General features: G+C 71.6%; 24 protein-coding genes and 1 tRNA gene. 5 read left to right on the top strand and 20 right to left on the bottom strand.

What is annotated here, in order from left to right; genetic code table 11:
- Positions 1-5: 5 nt before the first annotated feature.
- The 11 genes from EAT49_RS04820 to EAT49_RS04770 all read right to left on the bottom strand — a co-directional run bounded on the left by EAT49_RS04820 (position 6) and on the right by EAT49_RS04770 (position 12,135).
- Positions 6-1,430, bottom strand: a complete 1,425-nt coding sequence (locus EAT49_RS04820; protein ID WP_123641156.1) for an MBOAT family O-acyltransferase — start codon at positions 1,428-1,430, stop codon at positions 6-8.
- The gene (locus EAT49_RS04815) at positions 1,430-2,917 is read right to left on the bottom strand and encodes a right-handed parallel beta-helix repeat-containing protein (RefSeq protein ID WP_123641155.1); all 1,488 of its coding nucleotides are present in this window, start codon (positions 2,915-2,917) and stop codon (positions 1,430-1,432) included. Before EAT49_RS04815 ends, EAT49_RS04820 begins: the two co-directional genes overlap by 1 nt.
- The gene (locus tag EAT49_RS04810) at positions 2,907-4,391 is read right to left on the bottom strand and encodes a mannose-1-phosphate guanylyltransferase (RefSeq protein ID WP_123641154.1); all 1,485 of its coding nucleotides are present in this window, start codon (positions 4,389-4,391) and stop codon (positions 2,907-2,909) included. The genes EAT49_RS04815 and EAT49_RS04810 overlap by 11 nt, the downstream gene beginning before the upstream one ends.
- Positions 4,388-5,626 (bottom strand): hypothetical protein, encoded by a 1,239-nt coding sequence (locus tag EAT49_RS04805; protein ID WP_123641153.1) that lies wholly within the window; start codon positions 5,624-5,626, stop codon positions 4,388-4,390. The genes EAT49_RS04810 and EAT49_RS04805 overlap by 4 nt, the downstream gene beginning before the upstream one ends.
- A gap of 17 nt (positions 5,627-5,643) precedes the next feature.
- The gene (locus EAT49_RS04800; RefSeq protein WP_123641152.1) at positions 5,644-7,107 is read right to left on the bottom strand and encodes a glycosyltransferase; all 1,464 of its coding nucleotides are present in this window, start codon (positions 7,105-7,107) and stop codon (positions 5,644-5,646) included.
- A 6-nt stretch (positions 7,108-7,113) separates the two neighbouring features.
- Entirely contained in the window at positions 7,114-8,433 is a 1,320-nt protein-coding gene (locus EAT49_RS04795) for a nucleotide sugar dehydrogenase (protein ID WP_123641151.1), read from the bottom strand.
- A 268-nt stretch (positions 8,434-8,701) separates the two neighbouring features.
- Entirely contained in the window at positions 8,702-9,376 is a 675-nt protein-coding gene (locus EAT49_RS04790) for a response regulator transcription factor (protein ID WP_123641150.1), read from the bottom strand.
- A gap of 178 nt (positions 9,377-9,554) precedes the next feature.
- Complete coding sequence (locus EAT49_RS04785) at positions 9,555-10,172, bottom strand: response regulator transcription factor (protein ID WP_185020646.1); 618 nt, start codon at positions 10,170-10,172, stop codon at positions 9,555-9,557.
- 601 nt (positions 10,173-10,773) lie between these two features.
- Positions 10,774-10,849, bottom strand: a tRNA-Ala gene (locus tag EAT49_RS04780).
- A gap of 54 nt (positions 10,850-10,903) precedes the next feature.
- Positions 10,904-11,569 carry a hypothetical protein gene (locus tag EAT49_RS04775; protein WP_123641148.1) on the bottom strand — a complete coding sequence of 222 codons (666 nt, stop codon included), beginning with the start codon at positions 11,567-11,569 and terminating at the stop codon, positions 10,904-10,906.
- 53 nt (positions 11,570-11,622) lie between these two features.
- Entirely contained in the window at positions 11,623-12,135 is a 513-nt protein-coding gene (locus tag EAT49_RS04770) for a YdcF family protein (protein ID WP_148078727.1), read from the bottom strand.
- Between the two features lie 26 nt (positions 12,136-12,161).
- Here EAT49_RS04770 and EAT49_RS04765 point away from each other — a divergent pair, with 26 nt between their 5' ends.
- Positions 12,162-12,893 (top strand): copper homeostasis protein CutC, encoded by a 732-nt coding sequence (locus EAT49_RS04765; RefSeq protein ID WP_123641146.1) that lies wholly within the window; start codon positions 12,162-12,164, stop codon positions 12,891-12,893.
- On the opposite strand, the gene EAT49_RS04760 is transcribed toward EAT49_RS04765, so the two are convergent.
- The gene (locus tag EAT49_RS04760; RefSeq protein ID WP_123641145.1) at positions 12,860-13,336 is read right to left on the bottom strand and encodes a HugZ family pyridoxamine 5'-phosphate oxidase; all 477 of its coding nucleotides are present in this window, start codon (positions 13,334-13,336) and stop codon (positions 12,860-12,862) included. The genes EAT49_RS04765 and EAT49_RS04760 overlap by 34 nt on opposite strands.
- 77 nt (positions 13,337-13,413) lie before the next feature.
- Between EAT49_RS04760 and EAT49_RS04755 the strand changes: the two genes are divergently transcribed.
- Positions 13,414-13,884, top strand: coding sequence for a DUF427 domain-containing protein (locus EAT49_RS04755; protein ID WP_123641144.1), 471 nt, complete (start codon positions 13,414-13,416; stop codon positions 13,882-13,884).
- A gap of 40 nt (positions 13,885-13,924) precedes the next feature.
- The gene (locus EAT49_RS04750; protein ID WP_123641143.1) at positions 13,925-14,197 is read left to right on the top strand and encodes a GlsB/YeaQ/YmgE family stress response membrane protein; all 273 of its coding nucleotides are present in this window, start codon (positions 13,925-13,927) and stop codon (positions 14,195-14,197) included.
- A gap of 7 nt (positions 14,198-14,204) precedes the next feature.
- On the opposite strand, the gene EAT49_RS04745 is transcribed toward EAT49_RS04750, so the two are convergent.
- The 3 genes from EAT49_RS04745 to uvrB all read right to left on the bottom strand — a co-directional run bounded on the left by EAT49_RS04745 (position 14,205) and on the right by uvrB (position 17,487).
- Positions 14,205-14,642 (bottom strand): excinuclease ABC subunit B, encoded by a 438-nt coding sequence (locus EAT49_RS04745; protein WP_123641142.1) that lies wholly within the window; start codon positions 14,640-14,642, stop codon positions 14,205-14,207.
- A 40-nt stretch (positions 14,643-14,682) separates the two neighbouring features.
- A complete protein-coding gene (locus EAT49_RS21060) occupies positions 14,683-14,835 on the bottom strand; it encodes a hypothetical protein (protein ID WP_185020644.1) in 153 nt (50 codons plus the stop codon).
- 456 nt (positions 14,836-15,291) lie between these two features.
- Positions 15,292-17,487 (bottom strand): excinuclease ABC subunit UvrB, encoded by a 2,196-nt coding sequence (uvrB, locus tag EAT49_RS04740; protein ID WP_123641141.1) that lies wholly within the window; start codon positions 17,485-17,487, stop codon positions 15,292-15,294.
- A 115-nt stretch (positions 17,488-17,602) separates the two neighbouring features.
- On the opposite strand from uvrB, the gene EAT49_RS04735 reads away from it, so the two are divergent.
- On the top strand, positions 17,603-17,830 hold the full coding sequence (locus EAT49_RS04735; protein ID WP_123641140.1) for a DUF3072 domain-containing protein: 228 nt from the start codon (positions 17,603-17,605) through the stop codon (positions 17,828-17,830).
- Positions 17,831-17,846: 16 nt separating this feature from the next.
- Here EAT49_RS04735 and EAT49_RS04730 read toward each other — a convergent pair whose 3' ends face one another.
- Positions 17,847-18,362, bottom strand: coding sequence for a superoxide dismutase family protein (locus EAT49_RS04730; protein WP_185020643.1), 516 nt, complete (start codon positions 18,360-18,362; stop codon positions 17,847-17,849).
- A 162-nt stretch (positions 18,363-18,524) separates the two neighbouring features.
- Here EAT49_RS04730 and EAT49_RS04725 point away from each other — a divergent pair, with 162 nt between their 5' ends.
- Positions 18,525-18,836 (top strand): ETC complex I subunit, encoded by a 312-nt coding sequence (locus tag EAT49_RS04725; RefSeq protein ID WP_123641138.1) that lies wholly within the window; start codon positions 18,525-18,527, stop codon positions 18,834-18,836.
- 83 nt (positions 18,837-18,919) lie between these two features.
- On the opposite strand, the gene EAT49_RS04720 is transcribed toward EAT49_RS04725, so the two are convergent.
- The 4 genes from EAT49_RS04720 to EAT49_RS04705 all read right to left on the bottom strand — a co-directional run bounded on the left by EAT49_RS04720 (position 18,920) and on the right by EAT49_RS04705 (position 26,689).
- On the bottom strand, positions 18,920-23,233 hold the full coding sequence (locus EAT49_RS04720; RefSeq protein ID WP_123641137.1) for a translocation/assembly module TamB domain-containing protein: 4,314 nt from the start codon (positions 23,231-23,233) through the stop codon (positions 18,920-18,922).
- Positions 23,230-25,020 carry an autotransporter assembly complex protein TamA gene (locus tag EAT49_RS04715; protein WP_123641136.1) on the bottom strand — a complete coding sequence of 597 codons (1,791 nt, stop codon included), beginning with the start codon at positions 25,018-25,020 and terminating at the stop codon, positions 23,230-23,232. The genes EAT49_RS04720 and EAT49_RS04715 overlap by 4 nt, the downstream gene beginning before the upstream one ends.
- Positions 25,021-25,370: 350 nt before the next feature.
- Positions 25,371-26,180, bottom strand: a complete 810-nt coding sequence (truA, locus tag EAT49_RS04710; RefSeq protein WP_123641135.1) for a tRNA pseudouridine(38-40) synthase TruA — start codon at positions 26,178-26,180, stop codon at positions 25,371-25,373.
- Positions 26,181-26,218: 38 nt separating this feature from the next.
- Positions 26,219-26,689: an ASCH domain-containing protein gene (locus EAT49_RS04705; RefSeq protein WP_123641134.1), complete on the bottom strand. Its 471-nt coding sequence runs from the start codon at positions 26,687-26,689 to the stop codon at positions 26,219-26,221.
- Between the last annotated feature and the right edge of the window lie 174 nt (positions 26,690-26,863).

The raw sequence follows: 26,863 nt of genomic DNA, 5'->3' as shown, positions 1-26,863 counted from the left end.
ACCTCTCAGAACTGGAAGTAGAGAAACGGCGAGAAGCTCTGCTCGGCGAGGCGCAGCACCGCGAGCGCGGCCAGACCGCTGACCAGCACCGTCGGCACCACGGTGTTCAGCGCCGTCACCCGGCCCCCGCCATGGCCCGGCGCCACCATCCGCGTGGCGGCAATCGGCTTCAGCCAGGGCTCCAGCGCCGCCACCGCCGCGCAGAGCGCGAGCGCGGCCACGCTCTCGGCGGTGACCCGCAGCGCGACCTCGGGCGCCAGGCCGAGCCCGTTGAGCCCCAGCATTCCGCCATAGACCGCGCCCGCCTCGGCGAGCGTGACCGCCCGGAACACCACCCAGCCGACGAGCACCGCCAGCATCGTCCGCAGCCACGCCGCAGCGCCCCGCGCATTGGCCAGCCCCGTCGCCCGCTCCATGGCGAGCCATCCGCCATGCCAGGCGCCCCAGACGACAAAGGTCCAGGCCGCCCCGTGCCAGAGCCCGCCCAGCACCATCACGGCCATCAGGTTGACGTAGGTCCGAACGGCGCCGACCCGGTTTCCGCCGAGCGGAATGTAGAGGTAATCGCGCAGCCAGACGGACAGGCTGATGTGCCAGCGCCGCCAGAACTCGGTGATCGAGCGCGAGACGTAGGGCACGTTGAAGTTCTCGATGAAGCGGAAGCCCATCATCATCCCGAGCCCGATCGCCATGTCGGAATAGCCCGAGAAATCGAAGTAGAGCTGCAGCATGTACGCCAGCGCCCCCGCCCAGGCGAGCGCCAGAGACGGATCGGGCGTCGAGAAGGCGAGGTCCGCCAGAGGCGCCACCGCGTCGGCCAGTAGCACCTTCTTCGCCAGCCCGATGAAGAAGCGCATCATCCCGTCGGTGAACAGATCGACCGAATGCTCCCGGTGGCGGAATTGCCCGGCAAGGTCCTTGTAGCGCAGGATCGGCCCCGCGATGAGCTGCGGAAAGAGCGCGATGAAGGCGGCGAAGTCGATCAGCCGGACCTCGTCCTCCACGTCGCCCCTGTAGGTGTCGACGAGGTAGCTGATCGACTGGAAGATGTAGAACGAGATGCCGATGGGCAGAAGGATGCGCCAGTGCACGCCGAGCCCCGCCGCGTCGGTCCCGAGGAGCGCCGCGAAACTGTCCACGAAGAAATCGAGATACTTGAACGTCCCCAGCGTGGCGAGGCAACCCGCCACCCCGATCCCGGTCCAGACCTTCGCGCGCCGCCCCGCGCTGCGGCGGATCATGCGGCCGGTGGCATAGGTCCAGACCGTGGTCAGGATCAGCAGGGCAAGGAAATCCACCCGCCACCAGGCGTAAAAGGCGTAGGAGCCCAGTAGCAGCGTCAGCGACCGCCAGCGCCCGGGCGTCAGGTAGTAGAGCGCAAGGAACAGCGGCAGGAAGAGGAACAGGAAGGTTTCGGACGAAAAGACCATCAGGCGCCCTCCTCCGGCCCGCAGCCCGGCAGATCGGCCAGGGCGAACCCCGCGCCCGGCGGCGTCTTCGCCGCCCGCGCGCTGACCCGCTCCACCACGATGTCCGCCGCCCCGTCCCGGCCCTCGCGCAGGTAGAACGGCACGAGTTGCGCCAAATCGCCGGTCATCAGCCGGGGCAACTGGCCCGTCAGGTCGTTCCCCGCCAGCCGCAGACGTCCCAGCGAGGTCGCCCTGAGGCCCGCGCGGTTGCCGGAAACCCGGTTCGCCGCGAGGACCGTCGCGCCATGCTCCTCCGGGGCCGTCAGCACCACGCCGTTGCCGCCGTTCCCGAGGATCGCGTTGCCCTCCACCAGCAGCGAGCCGGTCGCCATCGCCGACAGCCCGTCGCCGCCGTTCCCGCGAAAGAGGTTCCGGTCCACCGCGACACAGCCCGTGCCCTCGGCGAGGATCGCGCCCGGCCCGGCGAAGTCCGCGACGACATTGCCCCCGAGCACCACGTCGCTCAGCCCGTCGTCGATCCGCAACGCCGCGTGATGCCCGCCGACAAGGACGTTGTCCCGCACCTCCACACCCGCACCGGGGCCCGACAGCCGCAGCGCATGGGTGCCCTGGGCGTCCGTCACGAGGTTGCGCAGCACCCGCACGTCCGAACTTTCCGCGATGCGGAGCGCCGAGCCCCGGGGCTTGACGAACGAATTCCCGGTCACCGTCAACCCGTTCGCGCCCACCGCCGCGACGCCATGGACGTCGGCGAAACGGCTGCCGCCGATCCAGGGCGGTTCGGGCGGGCGAAAGAGCCCCTCTGCCACATGGGCGACGCCCGCCGTCAGCGGCGCCGCGCCGAACCCCAGACCCTCGAACGAACTGCGCGACACGCGCATGGTCCCGGTCCCGAGGCTGGCCACGAAGGGTCGGAACGCATCGTCCTCCGTCGACCCCGTCGCCGCCACACGGGCGCCCTCGATGGAGAGTGCGCCGAAGGCCAGAAGGAAGGCTCCCGCCTCGCCGGCCAGTGTCAGCCGGTCTCCGCGCCCGAGGGCCAGCGCCGCGCCCTCGAGCACCACGACAGGCGCCCGCGCGACCACCGCGCCATCCTCGCGGAAGAGCACGCCGTCGAGACCCGCCGCCGCGGCCGCGTCCACCAGCCCGTCCAGGTCCGTGCGCCCCTGCCGCAGGTAGACCGCACCCGGGCCGAAGACCGGCTGCGCCGCCGCGATGGCCGTGCGCCCGTCGCTCCCCGCGCCGATCCCGATCTGGGCCAGCGCGAGGCGGATATCGCCCGCCTCGACGACCGCCTCGCCGGCGGGCGTGATGCCCGCCGGAGGCCGTTCGGACTCCACCCGCACGCGGGGCGGCTCTCCCAGCGCCATGTCGCGCTCGAAGAGCCACTGCGCCACGAGATCCCGGCCGGTCTCCTGTGCGCCGGCCGTGCCCGCGAGAAGACCGAGCGCGAGGCCCGTCAGCAGAAGGCGCGCCTTACGCCACATGCCGCCTCGCGGCCGCTGGCCCGGGTTCGGTTTGGTCGGCGCTCTTCACCTGCGCCGGGGCGAGCCTCCGATCCTGCGCGTCCGGATCGGCGATGTCCACGGAGACCAACGTTAGCGCCTCGCTGCCGATGTTGCCGATCCGCGCCGTCTCTCCGGGCCGCACGAAGAAGATCTGCCCGGCCCGCGCCTCGGTCGGCTCGCCCTGCACCTTCAGCAGCGCGATGCCCGCTGCGACGGTCACGACCGATCCCGCCTCGCCGGTTCCGGTGACCTCGGCGAACCGGCCCGGCGCGACCTCGAGGCGCCGGGTCCGGTCCGCCGCCGTCCCGGGCCCTGGTTCCGGTTCCGCCCCCTGCTCGCGCGCCGCTTCGACCGCCGCATGGCGGTCCACTTCCTGCCGGCCGTCGTTCTTCAGACGCTTCACGGCGTCCTTCACCATCTGCGCATTGCCGTGGTTGGTGACCAGCAGCGCGTCGGGCGTATCGACGACGATCACGTCCTCCATCCCGATCACCGCGATCAGCTTGCCGCAGCCGCGTACCAGCGAATTGCGGGTCTCGATGGCCATGACCTCCTGGCCGAGGACATTGCCGCCCTCGCATTTCCGCCCGATGCTGTGCACCGCGGACCAGGCGCCGACATCGTTCCAGGCCACGTCCACCGGCGCCACGGCGATGCTTTGGGTCCGCTCGAAGACGGCCCGTTCGGTGGGCTCGTCCAGCGCCTTCGAAAACGCCGCCTCGTCCATCAGCCAGGAGCCCGCCTCGCCGTCCGTCCCGTCCTCGAGAGCGGCCTCGACGGCGGCAAAGGTCTCGGGCTCCAGCCTGCGGAACTCCTCGACGATCACGTCCGCGCGCATCAGCGAGATGCCCGAGGCCCAGTGCGCGTTGCCGCCGTCCACCAGCGCCTGCGCCCGCTCGAGGTCCGGCTTCTCCACGAAGGCCGAGACCGCGTGAAGGCCCGGACAGCCCGGAATGCCCTCGCCCCTGGTGATGTAGCCGAAGCCCGTCTCGGGATAGCGCGGCGTGATCCCGAAGGTCACGATCCGGCCCTCCTCGGCGCCGCGCCGCATCCGTCCCACGACGTCGTTCAGATCGCCGTCGATCACATGGTCCGAGGGCAGCACCAGAAGCAGCGCGTCGGGATCGTCCCTGAGCAGCCTGAGCGCGGCCGCCAGAACCGCGGGGCCGGTGTTGCGTCCCACTGGCTCGCCGAGGATCGTGGGGCTGACGCCCACCTCGTCCAGCTGCGAGGCGATCAGCCCGACCTGCCGCGCATTGGCGACCACGACGGGTTCGTTGAACGGCGCGCCCCGATGGCGCAGGGCCGTGGCCTGCAGGAAGCTCTGCCCGTCCACGCCGTTCACCGGCTGGAACTGCTTGGGCTGAAGGACACGCGACATGGGCCACAGGCGCGAACCCATTCCGCCCGACAGGATGACAGGATTGATCGAATGCATGATGGTCTTCCTCATTCCGCGTCCGCGGGGTCAGGGGCGGCCAGAAAGCCGGACACGGCCTCCGAGCCCTGGTTGAAAATGGGGACGATCCAGTCGTCCCGGATCGCGCCGGCCCGGTCGCGTGCGTCCTGCCAGACCTCGGCCAGCGGCGCGGCCAGCCGGCCCGCCTCGCGGTGCACGCGCAGCGCCGCGACCTCGCCGACCCGCGCCCCGGCCAGCGCGGGCTCGGGCGTCAGCGTCACCGTGGTGGGCCCGTCCGCGGCGGCGGCGGCCGCGCGCACCGGATCGCCCGCGAGCGCCCCGAAGACCGCGCTGCCGTCCGGCAGCCGGATCTCCGCGCCGCCGCTCTCCTGCATGGCAAAGAGATCCGCGGCACTCACCCGCGCCTCGACCACGACGGCATCCCCGGCCCCGGCGAGCTTCAGGACCGGCTCGCCGGCCAGGACCGTGCTGCCCTCCGACACGCCCAGCGGCACCGCGGTGCAGTCGCAGGGCATGGCGACCGACAGCGTCTCCCCCCGGGTGGAGGCAAGCGCGAGGACCACCTCGCCCTCCGCCGCCTCGGGATCGAGATAGCTGATCTGGCCGTCCGCCACCGCGCGCAGGGTCTCCCCCGACGTGGTCACGAGGCCCGGCGCCTCCAGTTCGGTGACCAGCAGCCGCCGCTCCAGCAGCATCGCCGCAAGACCCACCAGCGCCAGCGTGAGCGCCAGCACCGCCAGCGTGCCCGCGATCCGGCGCAGAACGCCGAAAAAGCCCGGCTTCGGCTGTCCGGCCTTGCCGCCGGACGGCCCGCCGAGAGAGCCCGACCGGATGATCTGCCCGAGCGACACGAGGTCCCCCGAGATATACTCGTTGAGCAGGTAGCGCAGTTGCGGGAGGTGATCGCCCGTCGGCTCGGTGAACCGCAGGATGAGCTGGTCCTCGCCCCGGATCACCCGCACCTTGGGCTGAAGAGATACGCTGAACCCGTTGAAATCGAACGACAGCCGCACAAGCCGGGTCTGCCCGTCCAGCGCCGGGTCCGGCAGGCCCCGCACATGGGCCTCCACCAGCGACAGCCCGCGCCCGTGGTAGGGCCGGCCGTCCAGCGTCACCGTGAAGGGGATGTCCACCAGCGGATGCTCGTTGCCGCCATGAAGCGGAGAGGGCTGGTCCGCGCTCTCGGCGCCGGAGGTCTGCAACAGCGGCAGGCGCTCCTTGTCGGCGGAGCCGGAATGGCCAGTGTCAGTGTTCGCGGAGTGCGACATGGGAAAATCCTTCGTTCTCAAAGCAGACCGGTCAGGAGGAGGATGCCGAGGCCGAACCAGGCGTAGGCCAGCCCCTGCATGTAGGTGGAGGAGGCCGCCCGCAGCCTCTGGCCCGTGCTCAGCGGCGCACGCTTCGCGGCACTCGACTGACGGGTCCATTTCTGCCGGTCGAGCCGGAACAGGGCGGAGCTCTTGACCGCCGCGCCGACCACCTGCCCGAAGTAGAGAAGCGGCGGATAGGTGATCGGAAAGCCGCCTCCGCGGAACAGCGACAGCACCGAGCAGAAGACGTAGCGGGTGAACATGACCCAGGCGACATAGGCGGGCAGGGCGACGGGAGTGATGAAGATGGCGGTCAGCACCGCCGCCGTCGGCCCCGTCAGCGTGGTCCAGATCGACACCCTCTGGTCGAGGATCGACCACCAGGTGAACACCCCGATCCGCCGCGGCCCCAGCGCCACCGCCCGGCCGTTCGTGCGCAGCATGTTCCCGAACCAGCGCCGCATCAGGGCGATGGCGCTCTCGAAGAAGCCGGGCAGCGGCTGGGTCTCCATCGAGACAGAGCGCAGATCCGGCAGGTAGGTCATCCGGTAGCCCCGGCTCAGGAGCCAGAACCAGGTCGACTTGTCGTCGCCCGTCAGGAAGTTGACCCGCCCGAGCCGCCAGTGGTCGATATGGTCGTGCTGCACCTGCGCGATGAACGAGGGCTCCGTCGCCAGATCCGCCCGGAAGATCGACATGCGCCCCGTCAGCGTCAGCACCCGCCCTCCGAAGGCCATCGACGACATCATCATGTGCCGCTGGGTGAAGCGCAGGTCGAACCACTGCCGGAAGAGCGGCGTGTCCTCGATCTCGACCGCCTCGTCCGTGGTCAGCGCGCCGAGGTCCGGATCGGTGAAGAAGGCGGCCGACCGTTCCACGATATCCCCGGGCACGCAGCTGTCGCCGTCGACGAACACGAGCACGTCCCGCGCCGAAGGGCATTCCCGCGCGATGAGCCTGAGCGACCGCGCGATGGCGTCCCGCTTGCCGCTGCCGGGGATCTGGTCGATCAGCAGCTTCACGCCGGACATGTCCGCCTCCATCCGGGCGAAAAGGTCCCGGATGATGCGCAGGTCCGCGCCGTCGACGACCGAGGCCACGATGGTCGCCCCGCCCCGCGACCGCGCCGCCGCCTCGAAGATCGAGCGATAGACGCGCGTCGTCGTCCGAAGGTCGATCTTGTAGGTCGTGACCATGAAATAGGCGTGGGCGGGCACGGCCCGTTGGGCGTAGGCCGCCTCCGCCCGCGCCTTCATCCGCGGATAGACCCGCCGGATGAAGAGCGCCGCCCGGCCGAAGTTGATCCCCGCCCAGCTGTAGCGCCAGAGCCCGATCACGCCCAGCACCGCCACCAGGGACCCCAGTTCCGAGAGGTCCCTGGCCCAGACGGCGGCCGCCAGCGCGACGAAGCCCAGGATATAGACGGCGTGGCCCAGCATCGCGGATTACCAGCAGATGCCCTGGTAAGGCCCGGTGGAGACCACCTCCCGGTCGAGCCGCGTGAGATCCACCATCGGCTTGCTGTCCCGCGCCTTCAGCAGGGGCTCGCGCGCCTCGTCGTAGCTGTTGCCGACAAGGATCACTTCCGAGCTGTCGATCAGTTCGTCGATGCTGCCCAGCATCCGCGCGCTGAGGTCGGGCACCACGCCGTCGCCCCGGCCCGCCGCAGCCTCGCTCTCGCGGAAGGCCTGCGAGACGAACGGGTCGTAGATCCGCACGTCCTTGCCGGCCTCGATCAGCCGGGCCGCAAGGCTCGCCAGCGGGCTTTCGCGCAGGTCGTCCGTCCCGGCCTTGAAACTGATGCCGACGATGCCGACCGGCCCGTCGCCCGAGGCGCGCACCATCTCCTCCGCGCGCCGGATCTGCGCTGCGTTCGCCTCGAGCACCGCGTCGAGCAGCGGCGTCTCCACGCCCGTGCGTCCGGCCAGCGCCCGCAGCGCCCGCACGTCCTTCGGAAGGCACGATCCGCCGAAGGCAAAGCCGGGGCGCAGGAAATGCGGCGACATCGCCACCTTGGTGTCGCTGCACAGAAGCCGCATGACGAGCTGCCCGTCGAGGCCCGAGGCCTTGGCCACGTTGCCGATCTCGTTGGCGAAACTCACCTTCATCGCCCGCCAGGCGTTCGAGGTGTATTTCACCATCTCCGCCGTCGACAGATCGACGGCATGCGACACGCAGGGCAGATGCGCGTTGATCTCCCCGAGGAAATCCGCGGTTCCCTGATCGAGCGCCCCGAAAACGATAAGCCCCGGCGCATAATAATCCTCGATCGCCGTGCTTTCGCGCAGGAATTCGGGGAAATAGCCCACGCCGAATCCTTCTCCGGCGGTCCGGCCCGAGGTCGATTCCAGGGCGGGAATGCAGACCCGCGCCATGGTGCCCGGAACGATGGTCGAGCGGATCACGACGGAATGGAAACTCTCCTTGCCGGCAATTCCTTCGCCGATCGTGCGGCACACCGCCTCGACGTAATCGAGGCCCACCGATCCGTCCGGCGCGCTGGGCGTGCCGACGCAGACGAACGAGGCGTCCGTCGCCGCCATCGCCTCCCCCGCATCCGTGGTCGCCCGCAGGCGACCCTCGCCCACGACCTCGGCAAGAAGGGCGTCAAGCCCCCGCTCCACGATGGGCGACCGGCCGCCGTTCACCATCCCGACCTTCGCGGGGTCGAGATCGACCGCCACCACCTCGTGCCCGTCGCGCGCAAGGCAGGCGGCCGAAACGATGCCCACATAGCCGATTCCGAATACGCTGATTTTTGCCATCGGGTCCTCTTCTCATGTCAGTGCCGCGGCAATGGTCGCGGCTTGCCGGGAAGCTAGGCGGTTTCCGGCCGGCTATTCAGTCGGGATTGTGTCGGGCATCCGTAGGTAATTCCCCCCGACCTTTCGCGCGTCTCCGGACATCCGTAGGGCAGCACCCCACAGCCGCAGGGCGGTGACCCACGACGAAAGCGCCCCCGCATCCTGCAGGGGGCGCCGGAAAATCGTCCTGGTCTGTTGGAAATGCCCTATTCGCGCCGCGGCCGGATCGCTATTCGATCCAGCCCATTTCGAGGGCGTGCCGGACGAGCTCGCTCCGGTCCTTCAGACCGAGCTTCTGCATCCCCCGCGCCCGGTATGTATCGACCGTCTTGTGGCTGACCTCGAGATCCGCCGCGATCTGCTTCTGGCTCATGCCGAGCGAGATCCGTCGCAGCACCTCGACTTCGCGCTCGCTCAGCCGCCCGGCCCCCGCCGCATCGGAGGCCCGCGCGTCCCCGGCCGGGTCCTGCGTCTCCGCCGTCACCAGAGCCTGCGCATAGCGCCGCTCGAAATACATCCCGCCGCCGGCCACTGCGCTGGCCGCCTGCAGCAGCTGGTCGAAATTCGACGTCTTGGTCAGGAACGCCCGGAAATCCTCGCGCACGCAGTCCCGCGCACAGGCCACCGAGGGGCGCGAGCTGTAGGCGATCAGCCGCAGCCCCGGGTTCAGGGCGCGCAGGGCGGGCACCACCTCCGGGAGGGGGCCGGGCGCCTGCGCCGGGTCGAGGATCAGCAGGCTCAGGTCGAGATCGAGCAGGTCCGACGGGTCCGACCAGCCCGCGCTGTAGGCACGGAACCGCGACACTTCGCTCAGCCGCAGACAGAGCGCTTCGGCGAGAATCGGATTCTCGTCGATCACGCCGATCAGTCCGGGCTCCGGGCTGGTGGCCGTGGCGCGTTGCAAGGTGTCCTCCGACGCTCTTCGGATCTCGGTCGGGGCGGCTGCCCGGTCGTGCGGATGCCGGGGCAGGGGCCCCGCGCCGCTCTCGCCCGCACCCTAGGGGCGGGCCCCGGCCGCCATAAGTCGGGAAGTGCGCGGGCCTGTGGGGCAGGCCCCTACATGCCGCACCGCGGCGATCCCCTCAGGTGAGCCAGCCGTTCTGGATCGCGTGCTCGACGATCTCGTGCCGCCGGCTGTAGCCAAGCTTGTCGAATCCGCGCGCCTTGTAGGTCTCCACGGTCTTCGCGCTCATGGACAATTGTCCCGCGATCTCCTTGCTGCTGTAACCGCGCGCAAGGCTTTCCAGCACGGACCTTTCCCGCGGGCTCAGATGCTCCGCGCAGGGATCCTGGAGCCGCCGTCCGCCGTCCACGAAGACCTCGTCGACGAAGACGCCGTCCGCCTCCGCCGCCCGCAGCGCCTCCTGCAGCACCTCGAATTCGCTCGACTGGGACACGACCCCTGCAAAGCCCGCCGCGATGCAGCGTTTCGCGACCGGCTGCGCTTCGGGCGGCAGATAGGCGATGGTCCGGCACTGCGGAAAGGCGGCGCAGGTCCGCTCCTCGAACTCCTCGACCGGCAGCGACAGCCGGCAGGGATCGAGCAGCACCACGTCCACACCGCCCGGCGGATCGGACGCCCAGAGCCTCTCGAGCGGCCCCGCCACCGGCTCGGCGGCGCGCGTCCCCGCGGAGCTCAGGATCTCGCAGATCGTCCGGGCAAGCAGCGTGCTCGCCAGGTTGTAGATGATCACTGACATTCGGCTCATCTCCATTGCTGGCAGACCGTCGCTTCCGCGCGGGCCCGAAGCTTGCGACGTCGGGCCGTCACGCTCGGTCCGGAACAGGGCAGGTCTGGTCCGTTCAAGGTCACCCGGCGAACCGGTCGGTCGCAGCCATGTTCCCGCCGATCCCGAAAAACGTGGCGTCTCTTTCGCTCCGGGCGCGCCGTCGCCGGGAACCTGCTGCCGCGACCGACCGCCGGGCGATGCGCTCCGGCGCGCCGCTTCGGAATTCATGCCCGGAAATCAGGCCCTTGCGCGGCCCCCGGTCAGACCGCCCAGGACCCGCGGTGCGCCGGCCCGATCCGCGCCGGCCCCGGGTCCGGCGGGACGGACATCCGGCCCTCCCCCGCGGTCGCCCCCGTGCGGCCGCCCGGGACCATCGGCCGGACCCCGGCCATGCCGCCTCTCCTTGCGTCGCGCGCCGTGCGATGCCGATCTGCCGGGCGGGAGTTCCCCGCAACCGGACCGCCCCGGCCCTGGGCCATGGCAGCCGCTGTGCCGGACAGGAACCCGACGCCGCGGATACCCCGCGGCGAAGGGCGCGGGGAACCGTTGCCGTGTCAGCTGTCGAAGGATCTGGTGGAGCCGAGGGGGATCGAACCCCTGACCTCGTCATTGCGAACGACGCGCTCTCCCAACTGAGCTACGGCCCCGATGGCCGCTAAATGGACCGGGTCCGCGGAGGTGTCAAGCCGGGCGCCGCCGCCTCAGAAGTCCCACCATGTCGCGATCCGCAGGCCGGTTCCCCGGTCGCCGGTCAGCGCATGGACGACCCCGATCTCGATCCGCGTGCGGTCGGTCACCCGGATCAGGGCCGAGGGCGCGGCCTTGGCGTAGAAATCCCCCGCCGTGCCGATGCCGGTCTGCATCTGCAGCACGCCGGTCCAACGCTCCGATATCGACCGGCCCCAGGTCAGGTCGAGCTTGCCCTCCGTCCGGTCGCCGCCCAGCACGAAGATCGCCGCGGCGTCGGCCGACAGCCAGCCCTGCGGCAAGGGCCGCCCGACATGCAGTCCCGCCCGCGCGATCCGTTCCGTCTCGTCGGCAAGCCGGTCATGCCGCAGCCCGTAGGCGAGGCTGGCCGAGACCGGCAGGCCCGTCTCCGCCGCGTGCAGGGGAAAGCGCAGGAAGACGGAGCCCGTCTCCTCCTCGTCGCCATTGGCGATGTAGAGATCGGCGCCGAGGGTCAGCCGCGGGGTCAGCCCGTATTCCAGATAGACCGTCGGGTCCCAGTGCACCGGCCGTTGCGCCGTATCCGACAGCGCCACGTTCGTGCCGAAGGAAAGAAACACCTCCCCCTCGCCGCGCATCCATGGCCCGGCCGCGGCGTCGCCGGCGCAGGTCAGCAGGATCATCAGGCACAGGCGCAGCATCGCGGCCCTCCGCAGGGTCCACCCCGCATAGACCGCCCGCAGTTAAGGCGCGGTTAACGCCGCCCGGTCCGCCCCGCGCCGTCTGGTCCCGCCCCCCGGCCGGGTTCCCGCCGCCGCAGCGCATAGGCCGCGCAGGCCGCCGCCTCACGCAGGGCAAGCCGCCAGAGCCGCCTGTCGCCCCCCGCGACCGCGGGCCGCGCCAGCACCCGCACCCCGGTCTTCCGCGCCGCGATCAGGGCGCGCGGCATGTGCAGGCGATCCGTGACCAGAAGCACCTCCGCCGCCCCCATCTCCCGAAGGATCGGCCGCGAAAACAGGAGGTTCTCCCAGGTGCTCCGCGCCGCGCATTCGAGCCGGATCGCCGACTCCGGCACGCCCATTCCGCCGAGCACGCCCGCCGCCGCCTCGGCCTCCGCCATCCGTCCCGCGCGCGCCCCGCCGCTGGCCAGCACCATGGCCGCCTCTCCGGCCTGCCAGAGCCGTGCGGCATGCACGGCCCGGTCCCGCAGGGCGGGCGAGGGGCCGTCCATATGGACAGCCGCGCCCAGAAGGAGGATCACCCGCACAGTCGCACCCCCGCCGAGGCCGCCCGATGATCCCGCTCGAAGTTCCCGTCGACACCGCCGCCGGCCTTGCCGCCGCCCATGCCGGGGGCGCGGCTCGGATCGAACTCTGCGCCGCGCTGTCCGAAGGCGGTCTCACCCCTTCGGCGGGCCTCATGGCCGAGGCCGCGCGCCTGCCGATCCCGGTCCACGCGATGATCCGCCCTCGCGCCGGCCTCTTTCGCTTCGATGCCGCCGAGGCGGAGATCATGGCCGCCGACATCCGCGCCGCCCGCGCCGCCGGTCTCGAGGGGGTGGTGATCGGCGCGCAGGACGCCTCGGGCGGTCTCGACGTCCCCCTTCTCGGGAGGCTCGCCGCAGAGGCGGGGCCTCTCTCCCTCACGCTCCACCGGGTGATCGACGTCGTCCCGGATCCTCTCGCGGCGCTCGATGCGGCCATCGCTCTCGGCTTCTCGCGCCTCCTCTCGAGCGGCGGCGCCGCCACCGCCTGGGACGGGCGGGAGCGTCTTGCCGCGCTCGTCAGCCGCGCCGCGGGCCGCATCATCGTGATGGCCGGTGCCGGCGTCGGCCCGGACCATGCGCGCCGCCTCGTTGCAGAGACCGGCGTCACCGAGCTTCACGCCTCCTGCTCCGGACCCGCGCCGGCCGCCGCGCCCCTCGGCCTTGCGCCTCCGGGCCTGCGGCAGACCTCCGAGGCCCGCGTGCGGGCGCTGGTCGCGGCCCTCGGTCAGGAGACCAGGTCCCCGGACGCCAGCCGGTAGGCCTTGCCGAAGCCGCCGTTGAGCAGGCCGAGGACCGGCGCCAGCCGCAGCATCCGGAAATCGCTGAAATCGATGTAAAGCTGCGCCTTCGGGTGGCGCGCCAGCCACGCCTCCCGGTGCGCGGCCTTCTCCACCGGCTCGGCCCACCCCACCCAGGTCAGGCGCGGATGGGTCAGCGGATCGCCCTTCGGCCCCGGCTCGCCCAGCAGGATCGAGCAGGCCGGGTTCACCGCCAGAGCCCTCGTATGCACAGACAGGTCCGACACCAGCAGCACCGGCAGGCCGCCCATGGCCGCCACCGCCACCCGGCTCACCAGCGGCGCGCCGCCCTCGGGATCCTGCACGGCGAGCGCGCCGTACGAGGCCTCCGCCACCAGCCGTCGGGCCAGCGCCCGTGCCTCGTCGTCGGTCTCGTTGACCGGATCGCGTCTCTGCTCTGCCATGCCCCCCAGATTGGCGCCGCCGCCGCGCCCGGCAAGCCCCGTCTTGCCGCAGCGCGCCCCCCGGCTAGCTCCCGCCCATGGCGCTTGCCCCGGAGACCGTGCAGGACTACCCCCGCCCGCCGCGGATCGAGCCCGCGGGCGCGGTGCTGCGCGTGATCCTCGGGGGAGAGGAGATCGTCCATACGGCGGAGGCGCTGCGGGTGCTCGAAACCCACCACGCGCCCACCTATTATCTCCCGCGCGCGGCCATCCTCGCCGACATTGCGCCCGCGCCGGGGCGGTCCTTCTGCGAGTGGAAGGGCCGGGCGCGCTACTGGACGCTCTCCGCGGGCGGCAGGACCGCGCCCCGCTGCGCCTGGGACTATCCCGATCCCGCCCCCGGTTTCGCGGCCCTGAAGGATCACCTCGCGATCTACGCCCATGCCATGGACGCCTGCTTCGTGGGCTCCATGGAGGTGACGCCCCAGCCGGGGGATTTCTACGGCGGCTGGGTCACGCCCAACCTGCGCGGCCTCGTCAAGGGCGGGCCGGGAACCGAAGGCTGGTAACCGGGTTTCCCCCGGGCAACGCACCGGGGAGAGGTCAAGGATGGAAGGTTTGCTGGACGCGCTGGGCACGGTTGCCCTGATCCTGCTCATACTCGTGGGTCTCGCCGCAGGCTGGATCGCGTCCCTCGTGACGGGCGGCAACCGGCCGCTCTACCTTGCCCTCGGCGTGGTCGCGGCGCTGGCCACGCCCTTCGTCCTCGCGGCTCTCGGCCTGACGGCCCTGGCCGCGGGCGGCGCCCTGGTGATCCTCGCGATGGGGGCAGTCGGGGCCGTCGTCGTCCTCGCCCTCGTCGCGGCGATCCGGCGGAGCTAGAGCGCGGTCAGACCAGTCCGCCCGCCACGCAGGCGCGGAAGGCCTGTACTTCGGGCGCGGCGCCATCGAGCGCCGCGAGCGCCTCTCCGTCCCCCGCGAAGGCCCGCGCCGCGGCGTTGAACTCGAGCCCGTCGAGCACGTTGCCGAACCCCCGGTCCGTCACCGTCAGCGTGGCCCCGCCCCCGGACAGCACATGCCGGTCGGTGGAGATGACCAGCGACCGCCCGCCCGCGAAGCCGATGGAGAAGACCTCCGCCTCCGGCCAGCCGCCCTCGGAGAGCGTGATCGCGATGGCGTAAAGCTCCGCCGCCGGATCGTAGGTCACCTCCCAGGCCGACCCTTCGGCCTCGTGGGACAGGGTGCAGACCGGCGTCGCCGTGAACTCCCACGCGAGGGCGGGTCCGGCGGCGAGAAGGGCAGCGATGGCAAGCGCGCGGCGGATCATGGGCGTGAGATAGCGCCCGGCCCGCGCCCGCCCAGAGCGGTCACGCCGCCTCGGCCTCGGCCGCGTCGAAATCGATGTGGATATGGTTGCCTTCGGGGTCGTGGAGGTTGATCTGCACCACCGGGAACCCCGGGACCGGATCGACCGAGTAGGCCACGCCCTTCGCCTCGAGCCGCCCGCGAATCTCCGTCATCCCCTTGGCGCGGAAAGCGAAATGCTCGAGCGACAGCGCCTGTCCCGGGGGCGCAGGGATCGGCGCATTCGACGAGGTGGATCACCGCCGTGCCACCGAGATAGAGCCAGGCGCCGTCGAAGGCGAACGGCGGCCGCCGCCCCGGATGTAGGTCCAGCACCTCGCCGTACCAGGCGATCATCTCTGCGAGTTTCGTCGTGCGGATATTGACGTGATCGAACCCTGTCAGCGGCATGACCATCCCCCCTTGATGCGCATGGCCTCAGGGGGGCCCAGCGCCGGGCCGGGGTCAAGGGGCGGCGCCCCTTGAGTCTGCGCCGGAGTGGGGCTTCGCGCCGGCCTGAGGCGCGGCGGCTTCGCCGCAAGTCCGCGCCGGGGCGCAGGTTTGCCGTCGTCGAAGGCGCGCTGGCCCTTGCCCCACGCCGCACCCCCGCACCCGGAGCCGCCCCCCGGCCCCTACCGCTTCTTCCGCCGCTGCACGTTCCCGCCCCGCTGCCCGGCGCGGCCCGCGGTCGAGCGCCCCTCGGCCTTGCGCGCCTCGCCCACGGCCTTGTCCACCGCCTGCTGCCGCGCCAGCGGATCGTCGGACACCACCAGATCCACCGTCTCCAGCCGCTTGACCTCGTCCCTCAGCCGCGCCGCCTCCTCGAACTCCAGGTTCTCCGCGGCCTTGCGCATGTCCGCCCGCAGCCCCTCCAGCACCGCCTGCAGGTTGCCGCCCGTGGGCACGTCCACCTTCGCGGTCACCCGGCTCATATCCACGTCGCCCTTGTAGAGCCCGGCGAGCACGTCCTCGACGTTCTTCCTGACCGTCTCCGGCGTGATCCCGTGCTCCTCGTTGTAGGCCATCTGCTTGGCGCGGCGGCGGTCCGTCTCGCGCATCGCGCGCTCCATCGACCCGGTGATCCGGTCGGCATACATGATGACCTTGCCCTCGGCATTTCGCGCCGCCCGCCCGATGGTCTGGACGAGCGAGGTCTCGGACCTGAGAAACCCCTCCTTGTCCGCGTCGAGAATCGCCACCAGTCCGCATTCGGGGATGTCGAGCCCCTCGCGCAGGAGGTTGATCCCCACCAGCACGTCAAAGGCCCCGAGCCGCAGGTCGCGCAGGATCTCGATCCGCTCGATCGTGTCGATATCGGAATGCATGTAGCGCACCCGGATGCCCTGCTCGTGCATGTATTCCGTCAGGTCCTCGGCCATCCGCTTCGTCAGCACCGTGGCCAGCGTCCGGAAGCCCTTCGCCGCCACCCGGCGCACCTCGTCGAGGAGGTCGTCCACCTGCATCTCCACCGGGCGGATCTCCACCTCCGGGTCGAGAAGACCCGTGGGCCGGATCACCTGCTCGGTGAAGACCCCGCCCGCCTGCTCGAGCTCCCAGTCGGCGGGCGTCGCCGAGACGAAGACCGTCTGCGGGCGCATCGCGTCCCATTCCTCGAACTTGAGCGGGCGGTTGTCCATGCAGGAGGGCAGGCGGAAGCCGTGCTCGGCCAGGGTGAACTTCCGCCGGTAGTCGCCCTTGTACATCCCGCCGATCTGCGGAACCGAGACGTGGCTCTCGTCGGCAAAGACGATGGCGTTGTCCGGGATGAACTCGAACAGCGTCGGCGGCGGCTCGCCGGGCGCGCGGCCCGTGAGATAGCGCGAGTAGTTCTCGATCCCGTTGCAGACGCCCGTGGCCTCCAGCATCTCGATGTCGAAGTTCGTCCGCTGCTCCAGCCTCTGCGCCTCGAGGAGCTTGCCCTCGGCCACAAGCTGGTCGAGCCGCTGGCGCAGCTCCTTCTTTATGCCGATGATCGCCTGCTGCATCGTCGGGCGCGGCGTGACGTAATGGCTGTTGGCGTAGATGCGGATGCGCTCGAACGTGTCCGTCCTCTCGCCCGTCAGCGGGTCGAATTCGGTGATCGCCTCCAGTTCCTCGCCGAAGAACGACAGCTTCCACGCCCGGTCCTCGAGGTGGGCCGGGAAGACCTCGAGCGTATCCCCGCGCACCCGGAAGGTGCCGCGCTGGAAGGCCTGGTCGTTGCGCCGGTACTGCTGCGCGATGAGATCCGCCATGACCTTGCGCTGGTCGTAGGACTTCCCGACATGGAGGTCCTGGGTCATCGCCCCGTAGGTCTCGACCGAGCCGATGCCGTAGATGCAGGACACCGAGGCCACGATGATCACGTCATCCCGCTCCAGCAACGCCCGGGTGGCCGAGTGGCGCATCCGGTCGATCTGCTCGTTGATCTGGGATTCCTTCTCGATGTAGGTGTCCGACCGCGGCACATAGGCCTCGGGCTGGTAGTAGTCGTAATAGCTGACGAAGTACTCCACGGCATTGTCCGGGAAGAAGCCCTTGAATTCCCCGTAGAGCTGCGCCGCCAGCGTCTTGTTCGGGGCGAGGATGATCGCCGGGCGCTGCGTCTCCTCGATCACCTTCGCCATGGTGAAGGTCTTGCCGGTGCCCGTGGCACCCAGCAGAACCTGGTTGCGCTCGCCCGACGTCACCCCCTCCGACAGCTCCGCGATGGCGGTGGGCTGGTCGCCCGCTGCCGCGAATTCCGTCTGCATGACGAATCGCCGCCCGCCCTCAAGCTTTTCGCGGACACGCACGTCCGGCGCGGGGGCGTGCAGGACGGGCAGGGCGTCGGGGCGGTTGTTGTGCATGGGGCAGGGTCCTTGTCTTCCGCTCTATCTGCGATGCGGCGCAGGGGGTTCAAGGAGGGAACCGGACGGCGCGTGGAACATTGCATGAACTCTACCCCACGACGGAGCAGGTGTCATGGACGATCCGCGCGAGACGAGGGCCCCGAAACGCGAGGCGCCCGGAAATGCCGACAAACCCGTGGACAAGTGGGTCACCGGCGACGAGCCGATGACCGGCGCTCAGGCGAGCTATCTCGAAACGCTCTGCGAGGAAGCCGGAGAGCCCTTCGAGCCGGACCTGACCAAGGCCGAGGCCTCGCGCCGCATCGACGCGCTGCAGGAGCGGACGGGCCGGGGCGGCTGACCCCGGCCCGCGGGCGTCACTCCCGCGGTTCGAACACGCCGCAGGCGATCCGGTCGCCCGCGTCGCCCGCGGGCTGGCTCTCGTAGTCGTCCGCGCCCGCATGCACCACGAAGGCGGCGCCGTCCGCGTCCGTCATCATCTCCCCCGTGAGCCGGTCATTGAAGAACTGGACCTGGACCGCGCCGCCCTCCTCGGGCAGGACGTTGGGCAGATCGCCCGGATGCGGGCCGTCCGCGCTCTCGACGCCGTGGCTCGCATCACCCGCGATATGGCCGCCGGCGGAGGAGAAGTCCTCGGCCGAGCAGTCGCCGGTCTCGTGCAGATGCACCGCCAGCGTGCCCGTCGGCAGACCGGCGAGATCGAGCTCCACCACCATCGTGCCGGAGGCCGTGGGCTCCACCGTGACCGTGCCATGGGCCGCGCCGTCGCGGCCCTGCACCTCGGCGATCCAGCCGCCTTGCGACATGTGGCTCTCGGCGAGCGCCGGACCGGCGGCGAGCAGGGCGGCGGCAACGGGAAGGATCGGTCTCATCGCTTGGGCTCCTTTCGGGGCTGCCCTCGTCCTCTCCGGCGGAACGGGGCAGGGGCGCGGCGGTTCCGCCCCTTGCATCGGCTCCGTGGCGTCCCCATAACCGCCGGGACACCGGCGGAGGGTCGGCATCCGCCGCCCCCGCAGCCGAAGAGGGAGGCCCCCATGCGCGCACGTATCTACCGCCCCGCCCGGACCGCGATGTCCTCCGGCGCCGCGCGGACGAAACGCTGGGTCCTCGAGTTCCCCAACCAGACCGGCCGCGACGTCGATCCGCTGATGGGCTGGACCTCTTCCGACGACACGCAAAGCCAGGTCCGCCTCAGCTTCGACACCAGGGACGAGGCCGTGGCCTACGCCCGCGAACACGGCATCGACGCCGTGGTGAAGGACCCCCAGGACCGCTCCGCCAACATCCGCCCCGGCGGCTATGGCGAGAATTTCGCCACCAACCGCCGCGGCGCCTGGACCCACTGAATTCGCCGACAGCCCGGGAGCGGCTTCCCGGCCGCTGCCGGGGCTCTGCGGCTCATGGCCCGCCGCCCGCGCCGTCGCGCGCCTCAGTAATCCCGCTCGAAATAGACCCCCAGCGAGGTCTCGCCCGAGCTTTCCACGCTGCCGCGCGCCGTCAGGTTCCCGGTGATGTCGAGGTTCAGGTCGATCCGCGTCTCCCCCCGGGAGTTCACCTCCAGATCCGTATAGATGTTCTCGGTGATGTAGGTCCCGACCCGCACCGCCGCATTGCCGCTCTCGTCCGTGGTGAGGTCGAAATCGTCCACCCCGAGGCTTTCCCGGATCGAGCCGACGAACCCGCCCCCGCGTCCCGCCAGGGTCGCCGCGGCGGAGGCGAGCTGCACCGCCTGCAGGGGCGTGATCGCACTGATGTTCCGCCCGAAGAGGAGCCGCGCCAGAACCTCGTCCTCCGGCAGGTCCGGTTCGCTTTCCAGCACCAGCGTCGGGTCCGAGGCGGGTCCGGTGAGCACGATCCGGACCACGGTCCCGTCCCGCGCGGTGGTCTCCGCCACGAAGCGCAGCACCGGCACGAAATCGCCCGCAAGTTGCACCTGGCCCTCGGTCAGGTCGAACCTCTGCTGAAGCACGTCGAGCCGCCCGCGCCTGAGCTCGAAGGCCCCCACCGGCCGCACGTCCGAGGTGGTGCCGCCGAGCGTCAGCTCGCCGCCCAGTTCCGCGTCGAGCCCGCGTCCCCGCACGAAGATCTGAGACGGCGCGCGGATGTCGATGTCGAGGCCGAAGCCGCCGCGACCGCCGCCGCCGCCACCACCGCCCCCGCCGTCGCCCGCAGGCACGCCCTCCACCGTCAGTCCCGCGCGCTCCAGCGTCCTGCGCACGCCGGCCTCGGGCCGGACATGCCGCACCTCCGGCAACTCGCCCAGCGCGCCGACCGTCGAGGAGGGCACCTGCACCTCCGTCCGTCCCAGCAGGATGTCGCCCGAGATCGTGCCGCCTCCCGTCAGCGGCCCGTCGATGCCGAGCGACCCGTCCAGCACCGTCGAATAGAGCTGCGGATCGGTCAGGACGAGCCGGGAGACCGTCACGTCCAGCGCCGCCACGAAGGGCGCGGACAGGCCGACCGGCCCGCCGATCCGGATCACGCCCCCCTCCGGCCCCGCCGCCGTCAGATCGACCTGCGCCCGTCCGCCCGACAGGGAAATCGAGCCGTCGATATCCGGGATGCTCTGCCCCAGCGTCGGCAGCGAGAGCTGCGCATCGGTCACCGACACCTGCCCCGAGATCGCCGCGAGCGACGGTCCCCCCACGTTCAGATCGAACCGTGCCGCTCCGGTCAGCCTCTGCGTGCCGAGGAACGGGTTCACGAGGCCCAGCGGCGCCTGTCCGGTGACCGAGAGGTCCAGCGCGCTCCCCGGTCCCGCGGTGCCGCTGACCGTCGCCGTGGCGCCGTCGAGGGCCGCAACATCCGCGTTCACCCGCCATGCCCCGGAGGCCCCGAGGCTCGCCGAGCCTCCCACCGTCACCGGTCCCGACAGGTCCGGCGCCAGGAGCGACGCATCCGCCAGCCGCGCGTCGAAGGTGGCGCGGCCCGTGGCGCCCTCCACCGTCGCCTCCGCATCCGCCGTCAGGTTCGGCAGGTCGAGGTCGAGCGCCCTTATCACGACGGTCCCCGCCTCCGTGCGGGAGACCGTCGCCTCCAGGGTCCCCGGGCCCCGCAGCAGCCGGTCCACCGTCGGGATGCCCACCGCGAGATCGGTGGTCCGCGCCGACAGGTCGACCGTTCCCGCCCCGGCCAGGGGCCGGAGGTCGAAGGCCGCATCGAGCGCCACGGATCCGCCCAAGGAGCGCCCCGCCAGCGGCGAGAACGCCCGCAGCGACGAGACCCTGGCCTCGAGCGTGCCCGTCGTGGCGTAGTCCTGCGCCTCGGGCGCCACCACCGCATCCGCGGTGACCGTCGCCGCCGGTGCGGCCAGCCTCAGCGCGAGGTCGATGGACCCTCCCGGCACTTCCTCGGCATCGAGCACCAGCGTCGCCGGCCCGCTCAGCCCGTCCAGGACCAGCCCGACCTCCTCGATCCGCGCCTCGAGCGCCGCGCGCGTCTCGTCCTCGGTCAGCGCCGCCGACCCGCTCGCCGTGACCTCTCCGGTGGCGATGTCGAGCCGCGACAGGGTCAGCCCCGCGGCATCCCGCGCCACCGCCAGCTCCAGCCGTCCCGCGCCCTCGAGCAGCGGATCGACCTGTGGCAGCCCGAGGCCGAGGTCCTGCGTCGTCCCTGCCGCGGTCAGGTCGAAGAACTGCGTCTCCGGCTCCACCCGCCCCTCGATCACGAGGTCGGCCGCTCCCGAAAGCGGCCGCCCGGCGAGCTCCGAGAACGGCGCGAGCGCCGCCACGTCCGCCGCGATCCGCACATCCGCGGCGTAGTCCTCCGAGGCCAGAGCCGTGCCCGTCACGTCGAGATCCGCCGTGGCCGCGTCGAGCGCCAGATCGAAGGTCACCGTCTCGCCGTCCCGCTCCGTCACCGTCGCGGTCAGCGTGCCCGGACCCGACAGCTCCGGCGACAGGACCGACAGCTCCGCCAGCCGCGCCGAGACCTCCGCGTCGATGACGCCCTCGGCGGCGAAGGCCTGCCCGTCCGCGGAGAGCTGGTCCGCGCGCAGCTCGAAAAGCTCCACCCGCGTGCCGGCCTCGTCGCGCGAGGCCTCCAGTCGCAGCGTGCTCTCCCCGGTCAGGAGCGGGTCCACCCGCTCGTTCCCCAGTTCCAGGTCCCGCGTCTGGGCCGTCAGGCCGAGGTCGAAGATGCCCGACAGCGGCCTGACCCGCCCCTCGGCCGCGATCAGCCCCGCGCCGCCCAGGTCCTCGAGCCCCGACAGCGTGGCGAAGCGGCCGAAATCCTCCGCCTCCGCCTCGACGGCGAAGGCCAGAGCAAGCGGCTCCTGCTCCACGACGGCGCCGCCCGAGAGCACGAGCCCCGCGCTCGCGATGGAGACGTCCTCCACCTTCAGCGGCGCGCCGTCGTTGATGACCAGTGTGGCGCGGCCCGCCGGGTTGCTGCCCAGGGCCTCCGACAGCCCCCGGTCGTCCAGCTCGAGATCCGTGGCCTGGAATTCCAGCACAGCATTGGCGAACCCGTCCGGGTCCTCGGCGCTGTCCGGCCGGATCACCCCGTCCGCGAAGATCGTTACCGACGGCAGGTCGATCCCCGGCCGGGTGAAGCCCTCGAGGAAGGCATAGCCCGACCAGTCCTCTCCCTCGGCCTGGTCGTAGGCGAGAAAGATCTGCCCGCCGTCCACGAAGGTGGGCGGCCCGCCGATCGGCAGCAGGAGCGGCTCGCCGTCGCTGCGCAGCGCACCCTCGAGGGCGAAGTTCACCGGCCAGCCGTCCTCGGCGATGACCAGCGAACCCTCCAGCGTCACCGCCTGCGCCTGAAGCGACAGCTCCGGCACGACGATCCCGCCCTCCGGCTCCTGCCGCACCCGCGCCACCAGCGACACGTCCGGGCCGAAAAAGGCGCCGTAGTCCGGTGCCAGCAGAGAGGCCACATCCCCCGCCACGTCGAGCGCGATGACCCGTACCGGCGCCTCGCTGCCCGGCTGCGGCTCCGCGGTCAGGGTGAAGCTCCCGCCGATCCGCTGCACCCCGTCCGTGGACAGGGACAGCTCCGCCGCGAAATCGTCGAGCGGGCCGGTGCCGGAAATCTCCGTCTCCAGCGCCGGCGCGCCCGGAATGTCGAGCCGCGTCGCCACGATGCCCCCCGGACCCTCTTCCAGCCTCAGGTCGAGCGACAGGATCCGCGTCTCGTTCGAGAATTCCCCGGCAAGCTGGAACTCTCCCGTGGTCTCGTCGAGCCGCCGCGCGGTGATGTTGGCAAAGCCCTCGCCCCCCTGCAGCGCCACCTCGCCGTTCAGCGTCAGCGCCACCGGCTCGCCGATGAAATGGTCGCCGATCTCGATACGCTCGACCGCAAGCTCGTCGATCTCCACCGATACCGGCAGTTCCGGCAGCGTGAACGGCGTCGCCTGGCGTGACGGGGCGGTCCGCGGCGCCTCCTCGGTCACCGGCGGCCGCAGGATCGCGATCCGCCCCGCGCTCAAGGCGTTCACGTCCAGCCGCCGCCGGAGAAGCGCACTCCGGTTCCAGTCCAGCAGCAGATCCTCGGCCACCAGCCACACCCCGTCGGCATCGGCGATGCTCAGCCGCTCGATGGTGGCCTGCGACGACAGCGCGCCCCGGAACCCGGTGATCCGCACGTCCCGCCCCGCGCCCGACAGGTTGTCCTGCAGGAGCCGCGCCAGGTATCCCGGATCGTCCTCCCCCTCCGCCTGCTCGAACCGGCCCTGGGCCGCGGCGGTGAAGGGGGCGATCAGAAGAAGCAGAAGGGCGAAGGCCCGCAGCAGATGACTCAAAACGCCTGTCCGATCCCGATGTAGAGTTCCACGCTCTCGCCCGCGTTGTCGCCGCTCACCGGCGTCGCGATATCGACCCGGATCGGCCCCACGCCCGTCAGGTAGCGCGCCCCGATCCCGGCCCCGGCATGGGACGGGCTGTCCTCGTCCACGAAGGTGTCCGCGCCGACCATGCCGTAATCGTAGAAGGCCACGGCCTCGATATTGTCGCGGATCCGGTACCGCGCCTCGAGCTGCGTGCCGAGAAAGGAATTGCCCCCGATCTCGCCGCCGGGCACCTCGACGCCCAGCGATTCGAAGGGCTGTCCCCGGACCGTGCCGCCGCCGCCCGAGTAGAACAGGAAATCAGTGGGCGCATCCACGCCCACCGGCCCCGACAGCGACCCGATCTGCAGCCGGCCCGCGAAGGTCAGCCGGCTCTCCGCCCCGAAACTGCGGTAGACCCGCGCATCCGTGAAGAGCCGCACGCCGTTCTCGGCATTCTCGATCCCCACGAAGGGCGTCACCTCCGCGTCGAGATAATAGCCGGACGCCGGGTCCAGCGCATCGTCCCTCCGGTCGAGCGTCGCGCTCAGCGGCAGGGTGACGAGCAGGTATTCGACATCGAAGAACCCCGTCGTGACCTCGGCGTAGCGCAGGCCAAGGCCTGCCGACAGCGTCAGGTCCTCTCCCACGAGCTGCGTCAGCCCCAGCTCCGCCTCGGCCGCGCGGACCTCCACGAGCTGGTCGACCGCGTCCTCCAGTTCCAGCGTCGCATAGAGATCCCGGTCGAGGCCGAAGGTCCCGGGCCGCGAGAAGCTCAGGTTCAGACCGAAATCGGGCCGGTCCCCGTCGAGCCCGATCTGGTCGACCTCGAGCTCCGCCCGGAACCGCTCCGCGCCGCCGAGGAGGTTGCGGTGCAGCCAGAAGGCCGAGACCCCGAGCCCGTCGATCGAGCTCACCTCGATGCCGAAGCCGATCCGCCGCGGCGCCTGTTCCACCACCTCCGCGGTGACCGGCAACGTGTCGCCCGGCCCGTCGGTCTCGGCCTCCCGCAGCACCACCGAAGAGAAGGCTCCCGTCCGCCGCAGCCGCTCCGTCGCCCGCTGCACCGCGTCGGGGTCATAGATCTCGCCCGTGGGCAGGCCCGCGATCTGCACGATCCGCCGGGTGCGAACATCCTCGTTGCCGCTCACGAGCAGCGGGCCGAAGGTGTAGCGCCGCCCCGGCGCCAGCGCCACCGCCACGTCCAGACGCTCCTGCGGATGCACCGCCACGATATCCTCGCCCGCCACCTCGGCGCGGGCATGGCCCGCCTCGCGCCAGCCGCTCACGCCGGTGCGCACGGCGCGCCGGATCACGGCGGTCCGCGCGGGCTGTCCCGCCGCGAACTCCTCGGGCAGATCGGTCCCCGGCGGAACGGGCGCCACCTCGGTCCGGCCGAAGGTGAAGGCCGGACCGGGCTCCACCCGGATGGCGATGCTCTGCACCTGCGTCGGCCCGCCCACCGGCGGAATCGTCGCCGCCTCGCGCCCGTCGATCAGGATCGAGACGACCGGGCCGTAGAATCCCTCGTTGTAGAGCGCGGTCAGCAGCCGCCGGTAATCCGCCTGGGCCGCGGCGACGAGATCCTGCGCGGTCGCATCCCCCTGGCTCTGCAATTCCCGGACCAGCGAGGCGCCGGCCAGCGCCGCCTCCAGCTCCTCGTCGGGTCCGGCTTCGATGCTCACGGTCACGGCGCCCGCCGAACCGGCCAGGCTCCAGGCCAGAAGCAGGGTCGCAAGGCGGGTGGTGGCAGAACGGCTCAAGTATCGGACCCCCAAGGTCTCCGGTTCCCGTTGGAACCCCTCGCCAATCTGTAGCGCATCGCCGGCGGGGCGCAAACCGCCGAACGCTCCGGGGGATTTCCGCGGACGCCGCCGCGGAACACCCACGCCGGCGCCGGCGGGGCAGGGCTGAAGACCGGTCGCGCTCGTTCCGGCCCGTCTGCGCAGGCCCGCCCGTCTGCCGCGGCCGTCGGGCGTCCGGTCCCCGGGCGGCACCCTCCCGCGCGCCGCCCGCTCACCGCATCGTGAGGTCACCCGCCCCGCCGCTGCCGCTCCCTCAATGGGGCGTCGGACGGGGGAGGCACCCCGCCCGCGCCCCCTCGGCCCCGGGCTCACTCCCTCCGGACCCCGTCCGCCAGCGCGGCGCCGGGTGCCTCGAACGGGTCCGCGGGATAGCCCACACGGGCAAGATAGAGCCCCTGCGGCGGCGCCACCGGCCCGCAGGCCGCCCGGTCCCGCGCCGCCAGCGCGAGCCCCACGTCCCCGGGCGTCCAGGCCCCGGCGCCGACCCGCTCCAGCGTGCCGACGATGCTGCGCACCTGGTTGTGCAGGAACGACCGCGCCCGGACGTGAAACCGCAGTTCCGCGCAGCCGTCGGCCCGCGCCACCTCCTCCACGTCGAGCCGGTCGAGCGTCTTCACGGGGCTCGCGGCCTGGCAGATCACCGACCGGAAGGTGGTGAAATCGTGATGCCCGAGAAGCTCCGCCGCGCCTTCGCGCATGGCGCCCGCATCCAGCCCGTGTCCGAGCTGCCAGGCCCGCCCCGCCTCGAGCACGAGGGGCGCCCGCCGGACAACGATCCGGTAGAGATACTGCCGCTCCACCGCCGAGAACCGCGCGTGCCAGTCCTCCGCCACCCGGGCACAGGCCGTCACCGCCACCGGCGCCGGTTTCAGATGGTAGTTCAGCGCCTCCATCAGCCGGAACGGCGTCCAGTCCTTCTCCAGATCCGCCTGCGCCACCTGTCCGAGGCCATGGACCCCCGCGTCCGTCCGGCCCGCCGCCGCGACCTTGGCATCGCCCGGCTGCAGCCGCGCCAGCGCCGCCTCGAGCGCGCCCTGAACGCTCGGCACGTCCCTCTGCCGCTGCCAGCCCGAGAAGGGCCCGCCGTCATATTCGATCCTGAGCGCATAGCGGGGCATGGCCGGCCTGTGCCAGAATCCGCGCGGCGGCGGAAGGGTCAGCCGCCCCCGGGCCGGGGCCAGACCAGGTCGAACCTTTCGAAGACGGTCTCGATCTCCGGGTGAAAGGCGAAGCCCTCGGCCTCCGCCTGCCGCATGAAGAAGCGGGTGTGCATGTCCAGCCAGTCCGCCCGCGTCCGGTCGCCCTCGCCCTCGTCCCAGGCGAAGGCCGCGTCGACGGAGGACAGCGGCCCGACGCGGATCTCGGTGGTGCGGATGATCCCCCGCGGCAGCCCGTCGCCGCCCAGAAAGACGGAATGGTCGCCGGGCCGGGGCAGGGGCGCCCCCTCGGCCTCGTAATCCCGCAGCAGGCTCGCCGTCGCCCGCTTCGGCCCGTGCAGGACGAGACCGGCAAGCTCGTCCATCAGCTCCGGCCCGTCCCCGAAGGCGAAGACGGTATAGTCGCCCTCCGCACCGGTCGCCGCGCAGAAGGCGTCCCACATGGCGTCGGTCTCCCGGGTGCGGCTCATGACCCGCCCCGCGCCCCCCGCCCCCTTGAATGCGTCCGCGCGCGTCTGCCTTGCCCGTCCCGCCGAAGATCGAGGCCCCGCGCGCCCCGCACCTTCGCCCGCGCCCCGCCTTGTTCTGCCCGGGAGCATCCCGGGGTCTGGGGCCGAGCCCCGCGCAGATCCGCCACCCGCGCC

The organism is Histidinibacterium lentulum (assembly GCF_003789055.1).
Taxonomy (GTDB): domain Bacteria; phylum Pseudomonadota; class Alphaproteobacteria; order Rhodobacterales; family Rhodobacteraceae; genus Oceanicola; species Oceanicola lentulus.
The sequence above is the reverse complement of the archived record's forward strand: the minus strand, read 5'-3'. Positions and strand labels throughout refer to the sequence as shown.